The 18,899-nt window shown below is 58.0% G+C and carries 15 protein-coding genes; all 15 read left to right on the top strand.

From position 1 onward, the window contains the following. Window positions 1-79: 79 nt before the first annotated feature. The gene (locus V3W31_08865; protein MEE9615039.1) at window positions 80-2,779 is read left to right on the top strand and encodes a calcium-transporting P-type ATPase, PMR1-type; all 2,700 of its coding nucleotides are present in this window, start codon (window positions 80-82) and stop codon (window positions 2,777-2,779) included. Window positions 2,780-2,881: 102 nt separating this feature from the next. Further along, a complete protein-coding gene (locus tag V3W31_08860; GenBank protein MEE9615038.1) occupies window positions 2,882-4,993 on the top strand; it encodes an AsmA family protein in 2,112 nt (703 codons plus the stop codon). 150 nt (window positions 4,994-5,143) lie between these two features. Beyond that, complete coding sequence (locus V3W31_08855) at window positions 5,144-6,004, top strand: DUF5677 domain-containing protein (protein ID MEE9615037.1); 861 nt, start codon at window positions 5,144-5,146, stop codon at window positions 6,002-6,004. 359 nt (window positions 6,005-6,363) lie between these two features. Next, window positions 6,364-6,927, top strand: coding sequence for a Panacea domain-containing protein (locus V3W31_08850; GenBank protein MEE9615036.1), 564 nt, complete (start codon window positions 6,364-6,366; stop codon window positions 6,925-6,927). A gap of 6 nt (window positions 6,928-6,933) precedes the next feature. Next, window positions 6,934-7,305: a hypothetical protein gene (locus tag V3W31_08845; protein ID MEE9615035.1), complete on the top strand. Its 372-nt coding sequence runs from the start codon at window positions 6,934-6,936 to the stop codon at window positions 7,303-7,305. Window positions 7,306-7,401: 96 nt separating this feature from the next. Further along, complete coding sequence (locus V3W31_08840; GenBank protein MEE9615034.1) at window positions 7,402-7,626, top strand: hypothetical protein; 225 nt, start codon at window positions 7,402-7,404, stop codon at window positions 7,624-7,626. Window positions 7,627-8,041: 415 nt separating this feature from the next. After that, on the top strand, window positions 8,042-10,408 hold the full coding sequence (locus V3W31_08835; GenBank protein MEE9615033.1) for a hypothetical protein: 2,367 nt from the start codon (window positions 8,042-8,044) through the stop codon (window positions 10,406-10,408). A gap of 153 nt (window positions 10,409-10,561) precedes the next feature. Continuing rightward, entirely contained in the window at window positions 10,562-10,786 is a 225-nt protein-coding gene (locus V3W31_08830) for a hypothetical protein (protein ID MEE9615032.1), read from the top strand. Window positions 10,787-11,066: 280 nt separating this feature from the next. Then, a complete protein-coding gene (gene alr / locus V3W31_08825) occupies window positions 11,067-12,191 on the top strand; it encodes an alanine racemase (GenBank protein MEE9615031.1) in 1,125 nt (374 codons plus the stop codon). Further along, window positions 12,188-12,958: an ABC transporter permease gene (locus V3W31_08820; GenBank protein MEE9615030.1), complete on the top strand. Its 771-nt coding sequence runs from the start codon at window positions 12,188-12,190 to the stop codon at window positions 12,956-12,958. Before alr ends, V3W31_08820 begins: the two co-directional genes overlap by 4 nt. Window positions 12,959-12,981: 23 nt before the next feature. Beyond that, window positions 12,982-13,728, top strand: a complete 747-nt coding sequence (locus tag V3W31_08815; protein ID MEE9615029.1) for an ABC transporter ATP-binding protein — start codon at window positions 12,982-12,984, stop codon at window positions 13,726-13,728. A 10-nt stretch (window positions 13,729-13,738) separates the two neighbouring features. Continuing rightward, window positions 13,739-15,229 carry an MlaD family protein gene (locus tag V3W31_08810; GenBank protein MEE9615028.1) on the top strand — a complete coding sequence of 497 codons (1,491 nt, stop codon included), beginning with the start codon at window positions 13,739-13,741 and terminating at the stop codon, window positions 15,227-15,229. A 1-nt stretch (window position 15,230) separates the two neighbouring features. Next, the gene (locus V3W31_08805) at window positions 15,231-16,469 is read left to right on the top strand and encodes an ASKHA domain-containing protein (protein MEE9615027.1); all 1,239 of its coding nucleotides are present in this window, start codon (window positions 15,231-15,233) and stop codon (window positions 16,467-16,469) included. Window positions 16,470-16,478: 9 nt separating this feature from the next. Further along, window positions 16,479-18,038 (top strand): bifunctional phosphoribosylaminoimidazolecarboxamide formyltransferase/IMP cyclohydrolase, encoded by a 1,560-nt coding sequence (gene purH / locus V3W31_08800; GenBank protein MEE9615026.1) that lies wholly within the window; start codon window positions 16,479-16,481, stop codon window positions 18,036-18,038. A gap of 67 nt (window positions 18,039-18,105) precedes the next feature. After that, window positions 18,106-18,899, top strand: a 794-nt coding sequence (locus tag V3W31_08795) for a HEAT repeat domain-containing protein (protein ID MEE9615025.1), incomplete at its 3' end; no start/stop codon positions are given.

Genomic DNA, 18,899 nt, shown 5'->3' with positions numbered 1-18,899 from the left:
CCGCAGGGACGGGGGAATAATTTTCACCCCTCCCCCCTCTTCCCCTTTTTTCCCAGAAAACACTGGAGATTCTTAACGAATGGACTGGTACCGGAAAAGCGCCTCACAAACTCTCGAAGAGCTCGACACCTCGGCCAAAGATGGGCTGAGCTCGGCCGAGGTAAAGGCACGCCTCGACAAGTACGGCCCTAACGCGCTCGCCGCAGCCGAGAAAGAGTCCCGGTTCGTAAAGTTCCTCCAGCAGTTCACCCAGTTCATAATCCTCGTCCTTATAGGCGCGGCCGTCATAGCCGGGCTCCTCGGCGAGTGGGTCGATTCCATCGCCATAATGGCGATCGTCGTGATGAATGGCATAATCGGCTTCACGCAGGAAGAAAAAGCCGAGCGGGTCTTGGAGGCGTTAAAGAGGATGGCGGCCCCCAGGGCCACGGTCATCCGCGACGGCGAGCACCACTCGATCGACGCGGCCGATCTCGTACCCGGGGACATAGCGATCCTCGACGCCGGGGACAACATCCCGGCGGACTGCCGGGTAATAGACTCGAAACTCATGCGTGTCGAGGAGGCCGCCCTCACCGGAGAGTCCCACCCCGTGGATAAGGACACTCAGGCCATCGAGGGCACCCTCCCCCTCGGCGACAGGATAAACACCGTCTACTCGGGCACCACCGTGGTCTACGGCAGGGGCACGGCGGTCGTTACGGCCACCGGCATGACCACCGAGATGGGCAAGATAGCGAAGATGCTCCAGGAGGTAAAGACCGAGCCCACCCCGCTTCAGAAAAAACTCGACGAGTTCGGAAAGTACCTCGTCTACGCGGCCGGGGCCGTTTGCGGCCTCATATTCCTCCTCGGGCTGCTCCGCGGGGACGACCTGCTCGAACTGTTCCTGACGGCCGTGAGTCTCGCCGTGGCCGCCATACCGGAGGGGCTTCCCGCCGTCGTTACTATCGTACTCGCCCTCGGCGTACAGCGCATGGTAAAGCGCCACGCCCTTATAAGGAAGCTCCCCTCGGTCGAAACGCTCGGGGCCGCGACCATCATCGCATCGGATAAAACGGGCACCCTCACCCAGAACCAGATGACCGTCAAGAAGATGTACCTCTCGAGCGGCAAGGTCGTGGACGTCTCGGGCTCGGGCTACGAGCCGACGGGCGGCTTCTTCGTCGAGTCAAGCGAGCTCGACCCGGCCGGTGACGCCCCCCTCGGCCTTGCGCTCAAGGCCGGGCTCCTCTGCAACAGCGCGAACCTTAAAAAGGCCGACGACGGATGGCAGGTCATAGGAGACCCCACCGAAGGAGCCCTCATAACGCTCGCCATGAAAGGCGGGCTCGACCGGAAAACGCTCGAAGAGGAACTGAAACTCACCGGAGAGATCCCGTTCGACGCCGAGCGGAAGATGATGACGACCGTCTACGAGAAGGACGGCCGCTCCACGGTATTCGTAAAGGGCGCGCCCGAGAAGATCCTCCCGCTCTGTACGGAGATATTCGACAGCGGCTCCACCCGCCCCATGGAAGAGGCGGACAGGGGGAAGATCTCCGGGACCAACGAGGAGTTCGCGCGTACGGCTTTGAGGGTGCTCGCGCTCGCATACAGGGAGTCTCCCCAGACAGACGGCGCGCTCGACGTGCACAAGCCCCAAACGGTCGAAAACAACCTCGTCTTCGTCGGTCTTGTCGGCATGATAGACCCCCCGAGGGAAGAGGTCTTCGTATCGGTCGAGAAGGCCAAGGCCGCCGGTATAACCCCGATTATGATAACCGGCGACCACAAGCTCACGGCCATTGCCATAGCGCGAGAGATAGACGCCTTCGGAGACGACGACATGGCGCTAACCGGCACCGAGCTCGACGCCATGAGCGAAGAGGAGTTCGAGAGGCTGCTCCCGAGGATAAAGGTCTACGCGCGGGTCAACCCCGAGCACAAGCTCCAGGTGGTCCGGGCGTGGAGGAACAGGGGGGAGACCATCGCCATGACGGGCGACGGCGTGAACGACGCCCCGGCCCTTAAGGAGGCCGACATAGGGGTGGCCATGGGCATAACCGGCACCGACGTAACTAAAGAGGCCGCCGACATGGTCCTCACGGACGACAACTTCTCCTCCATAGTGTCGGCCGTCGAAGAGGGCCGCGGCATATTCGACAACATAAGGAAGGTCATTCACTTCCTGCTCTCGTGCAACATAGGCGAGATAATAACGCTCCTGGTGGCTTCACTTACCGGAATGCCTCTGCCGCTCCTCCCTGTCCAGATACTATGGATGAACCTCGTAACCGACGGCCTGCCCGCGCTCGGGCTCGCCATGGAGCCCGTGGACCCGGGAGTTATGGACAAGAAGCCCAGGAAGAAGGACGAGGGGATCATCACGCCGAGCCTTCTCCGGGTAATGACCATTCAGGGCACCTTCATGGCCGTCTGTACGCTCGTGGTTTACGCGCTTGAGCTATACTGGTTCGACGGCGGTCTCGAAAGGGCAAGGACCCTGGCCTTTATGGTGCTCGTCTACTGCCAGATGTTCCACGTCTTCAACTGCAGGAGCGAGCGGGAGTCGGTATTCGCCATGGGCTTCTTCTCGAACAGGCTCCTGAACCTCTCCGTTGCCGTCATAATGTTCTCCCAGATACTCTTGGTCTACGTCCCGGTGCTCCAGCCCATCTTCAAGGTGGTGGCCTTAAGGCCATCGGACTGGCTTATAATCTTTGTCGCCGCCGTGCAGCCGCTTATCTGGATGGAGGCGATAAAGATGATGCAGAGGGACAAGAAGCCGGGAGTATAGTGCCCCCTTGCATGCGGTGGAAAGTATGCTATCATTACCGGGTGGCGTTAAGCCGCCACGCTGCCACGACCTTTAACGCCAACTGAACGGAGGGCTCTCCCCATGCGAGTTCTGAAGTGGATAGCGGCCATAGGCGCGGTCCTTATGGTGGTACTGGCCGTCGCGGTCTTCGTCGTACTCTCCAGGTACGATTTTAACTCCTTAAAGCCCCAGATAGCCGAAGCCGCCAGGGAGGCCACCGGCCGCGAGCTTACCATAAGCGGCGACATAAACCTCGAGATAGGCCTCACCCCGACGCTCGTCGTCGAGGGCGTCAGCTTCCAGAACGCCCCGTGGGGGTCGAGGCCGACCATGGCCACGATAAAGCGCTTCGAAGTCAAGGTGGCGCTCGTGCCGCTCCTCGGCGGCAACGTCGACGTCAAGCGGCTCGTCCTCGTGGAGCCCGACATCCTGCTCGAAACCAAACGTTCCGGCAAGTCCAACCTGGAGTTCGATACCCCGAAAGAGACGGCCCCGGCTGAAAAGGCTACGCCTGAAAAGGCCGCGGCCGCGGAAAGTGAAGGAAGCGGAAAGCTCCCGGCCCTATCCTTAGACGACGTCCGTATAGAAAGAGGACGGCTCACCTATAAGGACGGCCGCTCCGGGGAGACGACCGTCATAACGATAGACAGCCTCACGGCCAGCGCCGACTCCATCTCAAGCCCGATCGAGCTTGCTCTAAAGGGCGCTTACAATGAAAAGCCCTTCGAGGCCAAGGGCACCATCGGGCCGCTGACGGCCCTTGCCGACCCGGAGACGGACTGGCCCTTGAAGATCGACGCTCGGGCCTTCGGTACGGAGATAGCGCTCGACGGCACGGTCAGGGACCCGCTTAACCAGAGCGGCGTAGCCATGGACTTCAGCGTAAAGGCCGGAGATATAAAAACCCTCGAACCCCTTATTGGCCCGCTCCCCATAAGCGGGCCGCTCGCTATCTCGGGCCACGCCTCGGACCCGGCCTCCCAAACGTATAAGGTCTCGGGGTTGAAACTCTCCCTCGGGGAGAACGACCTCAGGGGCTCTCTGGAGGCGGCGCTTGGCGGCAAGAGGCCGAAACTCAAGGCCGACCTCTCTTCGAAAAAGATCGACCTCCGCCCTCTCCTGCCCGAAGAAGATGATAAAAAGACGGGGGGTGGGGCAAAGACCGCGAAGGAAGACACGGGAAAAGTCTTTTCCAACGACCCCCTGCCTCTCGATTCCCTTAAGCAGGTCGATGCGGCGATAAAGATAAAGGCCGGGCAGATACTCCTTCCCAAGCTCGCGCTCGACGACCTCACGGTGGAGCTCTCGCTTAAGAACGGACGTCTCAGGATAAAGCCTATCAAGGCAAAGGCCGGAGGGGGGAGTTTCTCCGGTACAATAGATCTCCGCGCGAAAGGCAATATCGCAAAGCTCGATATGAAGTTCCAGGCCACAGGGCTCGACCTCGGCAAGATGCTTAAGGAGCTCGAGGTGAGCGAAGACCTCGAGGGCAAGCTCGACGTGGAGATAGACATACGCGGCAGCGGCGGCTCCGTGGCCGAGCTCATGGCCCGGCTCGACGGCAACGTGAGCGTCATTATGGGCAAGGGTCGCGTGGCAACGAGCTACATAAACCTGCTGGGCGCGGACGTCCGCTCCGGGGCCTTCCGGCTCCTGGACCCCGGTGCCGAGAAGGAGGAGTACACGGCGGTGAACTGCTTTGTCTGCCGCTTCGACGTGGACGAGGGGCTCGCGAACACCACGGCCATGGTCTTCGACACCGACGCGATGACCGTCATAGGCGACGGCAGGGTGGACTTAAGGACCGAGAGGCTCAGCCTCTCTCTAAAGCCCTCTCCCAAGGAGGGGGTGGTAGGAGATACGCCCACCCTGAGCCTCGGCGAGCTGGCAAAGCCCTTTAAGCTCGGCGGGACGCTCGCCAAACCCAAGCTCGAGCTCGACCCGGCCGCGGCCGCCATAACCATCGGCAAGGCCGTAGGCGGGGTGGCCCTCTTCGGCCCTGTCGGCATCGCCTCGGCACTGGCGAGCGACCCCACCGGGGACGAGAACCCCTGCCTCGCCGCCATCGAGACGGCCCGCACGGGTAGCAAGGCCACGGGCGGCAAAAAGAGCGTGGCAGAGGAGACCGAAGAGAAGGTTAAGGAGACTATCAAAGGGTTGGGGGAAGGGTTGAAGAAGCTGTTCGGGAAGTAGGTAGCAAACCGCCGATTTGTCCGTGATGCTTTGTTGGCCGCACATTTTGCCTCCTCAGCGTATAGCACTATACGCCTGCGGGCCAAAATGTGCGTCCGCCTCGCCTGACGAACAACTTACCGGTTCGGGCCCGTGACGGGGGTTTCTCCCTTGATTGAGCAAGCAATGAATATTCACGGTGGGCAGAGCCCACCCTTGTATATTGCAGGTAAAAGAAAAATGAGTGACAAGTTCACCAAGTCTAATTTTCTCAAAATCAGCCAAGAGGTTCTTGATTTTCAATTAAAGTCGCTTTACCCATTGCACATAAAGACTGACCCTGACCGGATTTTCACAATCTTATTGAACCACGATAGAAATTTTTCGACGTTTCTCACGATAAGGGCTTTAGTTGAACATGAAAGGGTGACTGATATTTATACGCTTTCACGTGCCATGTTTGAAAGTATCGTGTCAATGGGCTTGATGGCAAAATCAATAGTCTCGGATGATATGAACCGCTACCAGAACTACCAATTCGTAGAAATAGATAAGACATATTCGCACTTAAAAAAGCTTGGGCTCGAACACCTTGATGGCTTACCCTTGCCCGAAGTTGACTTTGTAAAAACTCAACGGCAAGAATACACTAAAAAATATGGAAAGAATTTGCCTACATGGACAGGCAAATCACTAGAAGACAACGTAAAACTCCTAGACAAGAACTACCCTTCAACCTGCAAAGAAGAACTCTTTTATGAGTATTTGTATTGCCAAGTTTACCGTAAAGGTTCATCAGCTATACATTCGAGTTTCGCCGGTCTCAAAAAGGGGGTAGAAATTGAGGATGTAAATATTCCGGGCGATATTACTGCTCACAGATTTAAAACTGACGATTCTCACTTGATCTTCTCATGTTTTCACTCTTTGATAGTCTTTCTAAGTTCGGTTAGGTTTATGGGTTTTACTTTGCGTAAAAAAGAAACTGAGCAGTACTTTCATGAGATAGTTAGGTATGTTATTGCTGAGTAAACATCAGACCCTCGCCGTAGCAGGCAGGCCGGGCTGTGCCCACCGGGCTTAACACCCCCCCTCCCCCGCCCCGAGTTCGCGAGCGAGCCCTCTGCGTGGCCTCGGGCCGGGCCCTCACCGCCGCAACCTCGATCATTCCCGTAAAAAATGCGGCAGAAGATATACGCCCGGCACAAGCAGCGCCAGCACCGGCATCAGAATAAAAAAAGGCTGATTTCCCCCGTTTTTATTGAGGAAATTACCTCTAGGGGTTGACAAATAATTTCTGCTGTGGCAAAATTTATTATACGCTGATTACACGCTGAAGGATTGGGGAGGGGGAAAGGCGTGTCCATAGCCTTAAAAGAGGACGGGGACTAATGATATATTTTGAATTCAATGAAAAAAAGGCGACGCAAGTAGCAGCTCTATTTCTGAAGAAAAGTGGCGGCAAGATGAACTATATGAAGCTAATAAAGCTTCTTTATCTTGCCGATCGTAAATCTTTGGAATATTGGGAAAGGCCCTTGACAACCGATAGCTATTATTCGATGGAGCATGGTCCAATTCTGAGCAAAGTTCTCGATTGGATCAACAATGGAGAACGATTAGGCGAAGAGACATATTGGCATGGATTTATTTCAGGACCAAGTAATTATGAAATTTCTCTTCTTGCGGAAGCGGAAATGGAAGATGACGAGTTAAGCAGGAGAGAAAAAGACTTGATTGGCAGCATTTTCGAAGAGTACAAGACCAAGGATCAATGGGAGATGGTAGATATTTGTCATGAAATCTTACCTGAATGGGAAGACCCCGGTCGCACATCACTTCAGATAGACATTAAGGATATTTTTAGAGCCCTTGGTAAAACGGAAATAGAAATTGCCGCCATCGAGGACGAAATTAGCAACTTGCAGTATGCCAAGAAACTCTTGTCGGCCTGAGATAAGATGCCCTCAGTTGGTGATACTTTTCTCAGTCCAACCCCTCAATTCGATACCAAACACCTTTATATAATAATTGCAGAGGAAACCTCAAGCGACAAGCTATTGGTCGTCAATGTGACCAGCCCAAAAGATAATTGCGATACAACGTGTGTTCTATTGAAAGGGGAACATCCTTTCATAAAATACCCTTCTATAATTAACTATGCTGATGCCATAGAAATGGACAGACCTAAGGTGGCAGAAGCACTGAGCAACAAAAATGCCCAACTGATACTCCCCCACAAACCTGTTTCTGGAGAATTGCTAGAAAGAATCCGTACTGGCGCTTTAACTTCACCTGCTTTCCCTCCGAAGTACTTAAAATACCTTCCCTGACTCTATCCCCTCTTGATAGCAGGTAGAGAGGCCTCCGCCCACCGGGTAAAGGCACGGAAGCAACGGTAAGGAATAATATAGGGGCAGGTCAGCCGTATGACGCATAAAGTTGTTGAAAGCATAGAAGAGGCAAATGCCATAATCGATGCATTTACAGGGAATGCAAACGATTTCGAGCTCAGGGTGTCTGATAAATTGCAAGACCCCGCAGGAATCAATATGACGATAATCACGGATACGATCTTAAGCAAAGGATGGGAGCCTGATGGTTTCGTACAAAAAGAAGGCTTTAGAATTTATTCATATAAGGAATTAGAGTAAAGTAAAAAGGGCCCAGATTTATTTTTTCCGCAGCACCCTCCCCTCTAATCTCCCCTCCTATCCCCCTCACCCCCTACGCTACCCAAACCGGCAAGTTGCCCGTCACGGGCTCCGCGCCCCCGGCCGTAGATTTGCCCCTCCCGATTAAACCTTTTACCCCTCCCCGGTGTCTATGCTTACAAAACGACACTGTAGAGGAGGGCATCAGGCCAACAAAGTATGGCGGGGAAATCGCCGGTTCCCCCCCCGCCCCTCTGCCTTCCACCGTGCCGGAATTGTGCTATAATTGACTATGGTCATGCCGGGGCGGGTGTTATGCTGCGGCGTTCCCGGCCTCCGACCTTTCGGTAAAAAGCGGCAGTAAAAAGCGACGATAAACAAATCTAACCGTTTTCAAACACGGACGAGGCGCGAGATGAACCTGCTTAAGGCTTTTCCCGGCTTTGCAATACTGGCTATAATGTTCCTGGCCGCGGCGGGCGGCGCCCGGGCGGAGACGGAGCCCTTCCCCGACGGCTGGCCCCGCATGTTCGAGAGCGGCGGCAACAGTGTTGTCGTGCACCAGCCGCAGCTCGACGAGTGGGAGGCTTATAAACTTATGCGCGCCAGGGCCGCCGTTTCGGTGACGCTCAAGGGCGACGACAGTGAGTACTTCGGGGCCCTCTACATCGAGGCCGACACCGAGACCGACTTCGAAACACGCACGGTGCTTTTGAAGAACTCCCGGATTACCGACACGGTCTTCCTGAACGTCGACGAAGGTAAGGCCGAGAAGTGTCGCTCGGCCGTAAGGGACGCCCTGCCGGTGGGCAGGACCATTACCATCTCGCTTGACCGTATGATGGCCGGCCTGGAGCGCACGAAAGAGCAGACGAGGCCCGTCGAGGTCAATATCGAGCCGCCCCCTATCTACTACAGCGAGGCTCCGGCGAGGCTGGTCATATTCAACGGAGAGCCGCAGTTCAAGACGATCGATAGGGCCCCGGGCCTCCTCTTCGCGATAAATACGAACTGGGACGTCCTCCTGGAGGTCGGCTCGTCGAACTACTTCATGCTCGACGGGGAGAGCTGGCTCGTGACGGACGACGTCATTAAGGGGCCGTGGAAACGGGCCGGAAGGCTCCCGAGGTCGTTCAACAAACTGCCGAACGACGAGGACTGGGGGGCCGTTAAAAAAAGAGTTCCGGGCGAGAGGGCGAAGGAGGTTCCGGCCGTATTCGTCTCGACCAAACCCGCAGAGCTTATCGTTACCGACGGGAAGCCGACCTACAGCCCGATATCCGGCACCAAACTCCTCTACCTGGCCAATACGGAGAGCGACCTGTTCCTCCATACCGGCGAGGGGCACCACTACTTCCTTACGGCCGGGCGCTGGTTCAGGGCCGAAGCCCTCGACGGGCCGTGGTCGGCCGCCTCGGCCGACCTGCCCGACGACTTCATGAGGATACCGTCAACCCACGAAAAGAGCCGAGTCCTCTCCTCGGTCCCCGGCACCCCGGAGGCCGAGGTGGCGGTGCTGCTCGCCTCGGTTCCACGAAAAGCGGCGGTCAACCGTGAAGATACGACTATCGGGGTTCCCTACGAGGGCGAGCCACAGTTCGTTGAAATAGAAGGTACGTCCACGCCCGTATACTACGCGGTCAATACCCCCTACAGCGTCTTTCTCGTCGAGGGGGTTTACTACAGCGTTCACAACGGCGTATGGTTCGTCGCGAGCAGTTCCAGCGGGCCCTGGGGTGTCGCCGACACGGTGCCAGCGGTCATCTACACCATCCCGCCCACCCATCCGAAACACAACGTCACCTACGTGTACGTCTACGCCTCGACGCCTGATACGGTCTTCGTTGGCTACACCTCCGGCTACTCGGGGTCCTACATAGCGATGACCGGCGTGGTGATGTTCGGGCTCGGCTACTGGTGGTACGACCCCTTCTTTCCCCACTACCGCCACTACCACTACCACCCGCACTACTACTCCTACGGCTGCGGCTATCGCTACGACTACTACTACGGGGGCTTTTACCGGAGCGCGAGGCATTACGGGCCTTACGGGGGCGCGGGGGGCTGGGCCGGTTATAACCCGAGAAAAGGCAGGTACTACCGGGGCGGCTACGCCAACGGGCCCTACGGCACCGTCTTCGCGCGCCAGGCGTATAACCCCTACACCGACCGGTACGGGGGGGACCATATAAGGACACGGACGCCATACGGCTCGTGGGGTAAAACGGTGGTCGCCGAGGGCGGTGATTGGGCCCGGCCCGGGCGCCGTTCGCTTAAGGACAAGATCACCGGCTGGATAAAGACGTCCGAGGGGGACGAGGCCGTACGCTATGATAAAAAGACCGGCCATGGCGCCGTCGTCGGGAAGGACAAGTACGGGGACGTCTATGTAGGCCGCGGCGGCAACGTGTATAAACGCGACGGCGACCGGTGGAAAAAGAATACCGGGGACGGATGGGAGACGGTCCATAGAGAACCTGCGGAGCGGAAAGCTCCGGCAAAGCGAGGTATGGCCAAAAAGAAGGCCGAGCCGGTCAGGTCCAGGCCGTCGGTTAAGACGACCCCGACGCCCCCGCCGGTTATGGACACGGGCCAAATGGGCCAAGCGGACAGAAAGCAGGGGGCCGTGAAGCGCCGGGGTTCGGTCTCAAGGCCCGAGGCCAGGACCTTCGACAACCTGAACCGCGAACGCAAGGCGCGCCGCGACGGCGACGAGCGGAGCCGTACCTTCAAAAAAGGCGGCGGCTTCGACTGGAAAAAAGGGCGGGGACCGTGGCGGTAGAAGGTTCCGCAAGTAACCGGGCAGCAAGGTAGGCCGGGCTGTGCCCACCGGGTAAAGGCACGGAAGCAACGGTAACGGGAAAAATAGGCGCTATTATAAATGGGTAGAAATTCACTCTGAGGATGGTACAATATATAGGGGCAGGTCGGCCATATGACGCATAAAGTTGTTGAAAGCATAGAAGAGGCAAATGCCATGATCGATGCATTTACAGGGAATGCAAATGACTTCAAACTCAGGGTGTCTGATAAATTGCAAGATCCAACAGGAATCAGTATGACGATAATCACGGATACGGTCTTAAGCAAAGGATGGGAGCCTGACGGTTTCGTACAAAAGGAAGGCTTTAGAACTTATTCATATAAGGAATTAGAGTAAGAATCCTTAAGCGAAAAAGGGGATAGATTTATTTTTTGCCCGTCACCCTTGCTCTTGCCCCCCTCACCCCCTACGCTACCCAAACCGGCAAGTTGCCCGTCAGACGAGGCAGACGCGCATTTTCGCCCGCAGGCGTATAGTGATATACGTTGAGGAGCGAAAATGTGGGGCCAACGAAGTATGGCGGGTAAATCGCCGGTTTGGCCCAGAATCCCCTTTACATTCGACGGAAAAAAATGCTATTAATTACCAGTTAGGATTCCCCTAAAAAGGAGCTTTTTTGGGCAACAGGCCTACCATAGCGCTCATAGACAGAAAGGCCATCGAGCACAACTACGGCCAGCTCAGGAAGCTGGTCTCGGGCACCACGAAGATGATGGCCGTGGTGAAGGCCAACGCCTACGGCCACGGGGACGTCGAGGTCTCGAAGGTGCTCGAAGGGCTCGGGTGCGAGTACCTGGGGGTGGCTATCTGCGAGGAGGGCGTAAGGCTCCGCCAGGCCGGCATAAAGGTGCCCATAGTGGTGCTCGGCGGAGTATACCCGAGCCAGGTGCAGGACTGCTTCGAGTTCGACTTGACGCCCGTCATATTCGACTCGGATACCGCGGCCCTCCTTAACCAGTTCGCGATCAAAAAGTCCGTCAAAAAGAAGATCCACCTAAAGATAGACACCGGCATGGGACGGCTGGGGCTTCTGCCGCACCATGTGGTAAAATTCTTCCAGGAGTTCCGCTCGTTCGATGGGTTGGAGGTCGAAGGGGTGCTCTCTCACTTCGCGGAGGTGGAGGAGGAAGACAAGGCCTTTTCCAAAAAACAGCTCGACATGTTCTTGAAGGTTCTGGGGATAATAGAGGGCCTCGGCTACGACCTCCCCTGCGTGCACATGGCCAACAGCGCGGCCATAGTGGACTACATAGAATCTCACTTCAACCTCATAAGGTCTGGCATAATGATCTACGGAGCGTACCCGCACATGCGGTTCAAGGACAAGGTGGACTTGAAACCCGTTATGCAGCTTAAGACCCAGATACTGCAGGCCAAGAACGTCCCCACGGGCTCGCCCGTGAGCTACGGCAGGACCTTCGTCACCCGGCGGGAGAGCCTCATCGCAACCATCCCCATCGGGTACGGCGACGGCCTGCCCCGGCGGCTTTCGAGTAACGCCGGCCAGGGAGAAGCGCTCGTAAAGGGGGTGCGCGCGCCCATAGTGGGGACGGTGTGCATGGACCTTACGATGCTGGACGTGACCGGCGTGGAGGGAGTACGCGCCGGAGACGAGGTGGTCATCATAGGCCGCCAGGGAGAGGAAGAGATAACCGTGGATGAGGTGGCCGAAAAGGCGGGTACCATACCCTACGAGATACTCTGCAACATATCCGCCAGAGTCCCCAGGCTGGCCGTATGAGGGATATGCTCGAAAGGCTGGGCAAGGCGGCCCTGAAGATGATCTCGGAGACCGGCAGTATGTGCATGATGTTCGGCCGCTCGATGGCCCTTATCTTTACCCCCCCGTTCAACTTCAGGAACATCTTCAAGCAGATGGAGTTCGTGGGGGTAAAGAGTCTCTTCGTGGTAATCCTGACCGGCGGCTTTACGGGCATGGTGCTGGCGCTCCAGAGCTACAACGCGCTTAAGAGGTTCGGCGCCGAGAGCCTGGTGGGGCCGACCGTGGCGCTCAGCATGGCCAGGGAGCTCGGCCCCGTGCTTACGGGCCTCATGGTCAGCGGCAGGGCCGGCTCGGCCATGGCCACCGAGCTCGGGACCATGAGGGTCACCGAGCAGATAGACGCGCTCTTCACCATGGCCGTAAACCCGCTTAAGTACCTCGTGGCGCCGAGGCTCATTGCCGGGATACTCATGCTCCCGCTACTGGCCGTCGTAACGGACTTTGTCGGCGTAATAGGCGGATACCTGATAGGCGTAAAGTTCCTCGGCATAAACCCCGGCGTCTACATAGGCAGGACCGTCGACTTCATCGAGGTCAACGACATATTCTACGGGCTGACGAAGGCGCTCGTCTTCGGCCTCATTATCTCGCTCGTGGCCTGCTTCCGGGGTTTTTACACGTCCGGAGGGGCCGAGGGCGTGGGACAGGCCGCGACCAGCGCGGTCGTCACAAGTTGCGTGCTCATACTCGTGTCGGACTACATACTGACTTCACTCATGTTCTGAGCCTTGCAAGACGGGTGTAACCTGTGATAAAGATTAGAAACCTCAAAAAAACGTTCAACGGCAAGCCCGTCCTCGACGGGGTGAACCTGACCATCGAGAACGGCAAGATTACGGTCATCATCGGCAGGAGCGGAGAGGGCAAGAGCGTGCTAATAAAGCACATTATCGGCCTCCTCCGGCCCGACTCGGGGAAGATATTCCTCGACACCGACGAGCTGACCTCCATGAGGGAGACCGAATTCGACGAGGCCAGGAAGCGTTTCGGCATGCTCTTCCAGGGGGCCGCGCTCTTCGACTCCATGACCGTGGCCGAAAACGTCGGCTTCCCCTTGAAGGAGCATACATCCATGCCCTACTCCAAGATCATGGATATCGTAAGGGAAAAACTCCGGAGGGTCGGCCTTGTCGGGGTGGAGCACATGATGCCCGCGGATCTGAGCGGCGGCATGAAGAAAAGGGTGGGGCTGGCAAGGGCCATCGTCATGGACCCGGAGATAGTCATATTCGACGAGCCCACGACCGGGCTGGACCCCATAATGAGCGATTCGGTCGGGCAGTTGATGCTCGACACGCAGAAGGCGCTCAAGACGACTTACATAGCCATAAGCCACGACATCTCGCTCACCTACAAGATAGCGGACCATGTGGCGATGCTGCACGAAGGCAGGATAATAGAAGAGGGAACCGTGGAAGAGATGAAGGCAAACCCCAGCCCGACCCTGAGGCAGTTCCTCGAGGGAAATGCCGAAGGACCGATAAAGGTCTTCTAGACATAACGACATGCTGAAACTCACACCGGAAGCAAAAGTAGGGCTTTTCGTATTCATAGGGATAATACTGCTCGCGTATATGTCCATGCGGGTGGGCGGCTTTACGTTCGGCGGCGACGAGGGCTACACGCTCAACGTCAAACTCAAGAACGCGGGCGGGCTCGACCAGAACGCGTCGGTGCAGGTCGCAGGCGTAGAGGTGGGCAGGATCAAGGAGATAATGCTCGACAACTACAAGGCGAAGATCATCCTGCAGATGAAGCCCGGCATAAAGATAGGCAGGGACTTCACGGCCGTGCTCACCACAAAGGGGCTCCTCGGCGAAAAGTACCTCGAACTCATCCCCGGCTCCCCTGACTCCCCGTTCCTGGAGGAAGGGGACGAGATAACCAGGGTCCTGACCTATACCGACATGGACAAGCTCCTGACCGTGCTGAGCGACGTGGCAACCGACGTAAAGCAGGTGACCGCGTCGCTCGCGAGCGTCCTCGGCGGCGACGAGGGGGAGACCACCCTCCGGAACATCGTGACCAACATCGAGAGCATTACCGAAAAGGCTAACAGCATCATGGCGCGGAACGACGAGAAGCTCTCCAACGTGGTGGACAACCTCGAGGAGTTTACCCGCGTCCTCAGGGAGGAGACCCCCGGCATAGCCTCCTCGCTCAAGCAGGTCGCCGACAACCTCAACAGCGTCATAGAGGAGAACCGCGGCGACATAAGGGCCGGCGTGGAGAGCCTGAGGGTAGCCTCGGTCCGGCTCGAGGAGACCATGGAGACGGTCAACAGGATCGCGCCGGAGGTCGAGAGCACCATAAGCTCCATAGGGAGCGTGGCCGAGAAGATAGACAGGGGAGAGGGCACTATCGGAAAGCTCGTAAACGAAGACTCGCTGTACAGGAACCTGGACAAGACCGTCGCGGGCATAAACCGCTATATAGAAAAAGGCGAGAGCTTCCGCACCTACCTGAGTTTCAGGGCCGAACACCTCTTCGACGCCGAGGAGGCCAAGACCTACTTCTCTATCAGGATTCAGCCGAAGAGCGACAAGTACTATCTGTTCGAGATAATCGACGACCCGAGGGGGCACAGGAGCACCAAGGACATCATATGGGAGGTCGACGGCGATGTGACCACCAGGGTGGAGGAGACCAGGACCTCGGACAAGGTTGAGTTCTCGGCCCAGATAGCCAAGAGGTTCCAGGACGTGACCGTAAGGGGCGGCATAATCGAGTCCAGCGGCGGGGCCGGCGTCGACTACCACCTCCTGGACGACAGGCTCAAGTTCACCTTCGAGGCCTTCGACTTCGACAGGGAGCACAACCCGCACCTGAAGCTCGGCTTCACCTACTTCTTCAACAAGTACTTCTTCGTCACGGCCGGGGCCGACGACTTCATAAGCAGGGTCGGGCTCGAGTCCGCCTACGTCGGTCTGGGCTTCGAGTTCGAAGACGAAGACCTGAAGTACCTCCTCACAAGCGCCCCGCCGATAAGCTTCTGAGATGGCCGTCGGGGTCGCCTTCGACATAGGGACCACTACTATCGTCGGCTCCGCCAGGGAGTCCGCCGGGAGCAAACCGCTCGGGGTCCGGAGCCTTCCGAACCCGCAGGCCGAATGGGGCGGCGACGTGCTCTCCAGGGTCAGGGCCGTAACCGACGACCCCGCACTTCTCGAAAAACTCAGGGACGCGGTCGTCGGAGCGTGCGATGGGATAGTAAAAGAGCTTGCCGGGACCGAAGAGGTCGAAGAGATAACCGCCGCAGGCAACACGGTGATGGAGCATCTCCTCCTCGGCGTCTCGCCCGCTCCCCTCTCGAAAGTCCCCTACAGGCCGGTCTTCAAAGAAGCCCGCCGCATGAAGGCGCGGGAGGCCGGTTTTAGCTCCGGGCCGGAGACGACGCTCTACACCTTCCCCATGATAGGCGGCTTCATCGGCGGAGATGCGGTGGCCGTTGCCCTCGCACTCGGACTCAAAGGCGGCGGGACGGCGGGAACCGTCCTCGCGATCGACATAGGCACGAACAGCGAACTCCTCCTTTCGACCCCGGACGGCCTCTTCGCCGCCTCGGCCGCGGCCGGGCCCGCCTTCGAAGGAGGAGAGCTTAAGCACGGCATGACCGCCCAAAGCGGCGCCATCGAAGGGGTAAGGGTCGAAGAGGATAGAGTTACGCTCGATGTAATAGGCCAGGTGGCCCCGCGCGGCATATGCGGCTCGGGGCTCGTGGACGCCGCCGCGGCACTCCTCCTGGCGGGCGTCATAGACCACTCGGGCAGAATAAAGGACTCCGAAGAGGTGCAGACCAACCTCTCGACCGGTATAAGGAAGGATAAGGAGGGCAACGCCTTCGTGCTCTTCAGGGGGGGGGCGGGCGAGGTCACCCTCTCCCAGCCGGACGTGCGCGCCTTGCAGGTGGCAAAGGCCGCCATAAGGGCGGGCATGACGATTCTGCTCGGAAAGGCCGGGGTAGCACCCGAGGCGATAGAGAAGGTCTACATCGCCGGGGCCTTCGGGAGCAACCTGAAGGAAGACTCTCTCGCCGCCATAGGGCTCATCGACGGCGCGTGGCTCGGAAAGATAGAGTTCGTCGGGGACGCGGCGCTTAAGGGGGCCGAAGCTGTACTCCTCTCGGACGAGCGCAAGGCAGAGGCGGAGGATATAGCACGGACCGCGAAATACGTACCCCTCTCGGGCAACCCGCGCTTCGAGGGGGAGTTTATCTCCAACATGAACTTCTCTTAAGGGGCCGACATGAAAAAGATACGGAGAGCAATAGTAAGCGTTACGGACAAGGGGGGCGTGGTAGAGTTCTCGAAGGCGCTTTCGGAGATGGGGGTCGAGATACTCTCGACCGGAGGCACGGCCGAGCTGCTTAAAAAATCCGGGGTGGCGGTCATACCCATCTCATCCTACACCGGCTTCCCCGAGATGCTCGACGGCCGCGTTAAAACGCTCCACCCGAAGATACACGGCGGCATACTCGGCAGGCACGACGACGAGAGCCACCGGAAGCAGATGGAGGAGCACGGCATACCGCCCATCGACATGGTCGTCGTGAACCTCTACGCCTTCGAGAAGACGGTCGAAGGCGACTGCACGATAGAAGACGCGATAGAGAATATAGACATAGGCGGCCCGACCATGCTACGGGCCGCGGCAAAGAATTTTAAGAACCTCGCCTGCGTCACCGACCCGGCGGACTACGACGCTATAGTGGAAGAGATGCGGAAGAACGACGGCTCGCTCGGCGAAGGGACGCGCTTCGGCCTCGCCAAAAAGGTCTTTCAGCTCACTGCGCGCTACGACGGAGCCATCTCAAATTATCTTGGCGGCGATGACGGAACTAAAAGATTCCCCGAGACCTTTACCGTACAGTACCAAAAGGTCCAGGACCTGAGGTACGGCGAGAACCCGCACCAGGGAGCCGCGTTTTACGGGGAGTTGAACCCGCTGCCCTCAACCCTCGCAGGCGCCCGCCAGCATCAGGGTAAGGAGCTATCGTTCAATAACCTCCTCGACCTGCAGGCCGCCACAGGGCTCGTCAGGGAGTTCCACGAGCCCGCGTGCGCAATAATAAAGCACAATAACCCCTGCGGCGTGGCGATGAGCAACAAGGGGCTCGTAGAGGCCTACGACCTGGCGCTCGCCTGCGACTCGAAGTCCGCCTTCGGCGGGATCGTCGGGCTTAACGAGCCCGTGACCGCGGAACTCGCCGAAAAGCTAACGTCCATGTTCCTCGAAGCGGTCATAGCGCCGGGCTTCGATGAGAAGGCGCTCGAACTCTTCAAGAAGAAAAAGAACCTCCGGGTGGTGGAGGTGGAGAAACCCGCCTGCCCGGAAGACTCGGGCGGCCGCTATGATATAAAGATCGTCTCGGGCGGGGCCTTGCTCCAGACACCGGACACGGAAAGCGCGTCGGACCTAAAGGTCGTCACCAAGAGAACCCCCACCGAAGAAGAGCTATCGGACCTGCTCTTCGCCTGGAGTGTCGTGAAGCACGTAAAGAGCAACGCCATAGTGCTCGTAAAGGGGGGCCGTGCCGTCGGCATAGGCGCCGGGCAGATGTCCCGTATAGACTCGACCCGCATGGCCGTCATGAAGGCCGGGGACGCCGGGCTTTCTCTCGAGGGGAGCGTGCTTGCCTCGGACGCCTTCTTCCCGTTCCGGGACAACGTGGACATGGCGGCCGAGCACGGGATTACGGCCATAGTCGAGCCCGGGGGTTCGATAAAGGACGAGGACGTGATAAAGGCCGCCGACGAGCACGACCTCGCCATGGTCTTCACCGGCATAAGACACTTCCGGCACTGAGGGGAATAAAATTTCCCTCAAACAACCCACTCCAATAAAAATGCTTACCGGACACTCAAGATACCTTTTGGCCGTCCTCTTTGCGGTCTTTCTGCTCGCTCTACCCTCCCCCGCCCTCGCGGAGGAGAAAGATACGGAAGGACTCATAAGCGACCTGAGGAACGGCGACCTGGCTGCCAGGGAAAGTGCGGTATCGTCCCTGTGGAAAACAGACGACCCCTCGGCTATAGAGGCGCTGGTTTTCACCGCATTAAGGGACGAGAGCCGGGAGGTACGAGAAAATGCGACGAACACCCTCTCGTACGTGGACGTCCCCGTAGACATTAGCCCGTTCGTAACCGGCCTGAAGGATCCGAACGCCGATATCCGTGGAAACGCCGCTTATGTCCTGGGGATATTCAGGGATGAAGGAACGTTTGAGCCGCTGCGCGCCGCCTTGAACGACGAGTCCCCGGAGGTCCGCGCAAAGGCCGCGCGCGCGATATCTTCACTCGACAACCCCGGCGTGGCGGAAGCCCTCTTGAGCGTGTCAAAAGATAGCGTCCCGGAGGTCCGGGCAGCCGCGATACGAGGCTTGCCAAGGAGCGGAAACCCGAGGGCCCTTGAACAAATTGCACCGGCTATGAAAGACGCGAGCGCATTGGTAAGGAGTACCGCGGCAGAAGCGCTCGGCTTAACCAAAGAGATAGGGCTTATCGAAGGCTCCGAGGGGGTCAGCCTTCTTATCCAGGCGCTGGAGGATGAAGAGCCGTCCGTCCGTAGGGCCGCCGCTGGCGCCATGGGCTCTTTCAAAGACCCCGTATCCACGGAACCTCTCATCAATGCATTGCTTAAAGATGGCAACCCCGATGTCAGGAGGGC

The organism is Thermodesulfobacteriota bacterium (genome assembly GCA_036482575.1).
In the GTDB taxonomy this organism is placed as follows: domain Bacteria; phylum Desulfobacterota; class GWC2-55-46; order GWC2-55-46; family JAUVFY01; genus JAZGJJ01.
Note: the sequence above shows the minus strand (reverse complement) of the source record. Positions and strands in the feature narration are given on the sequence as shown.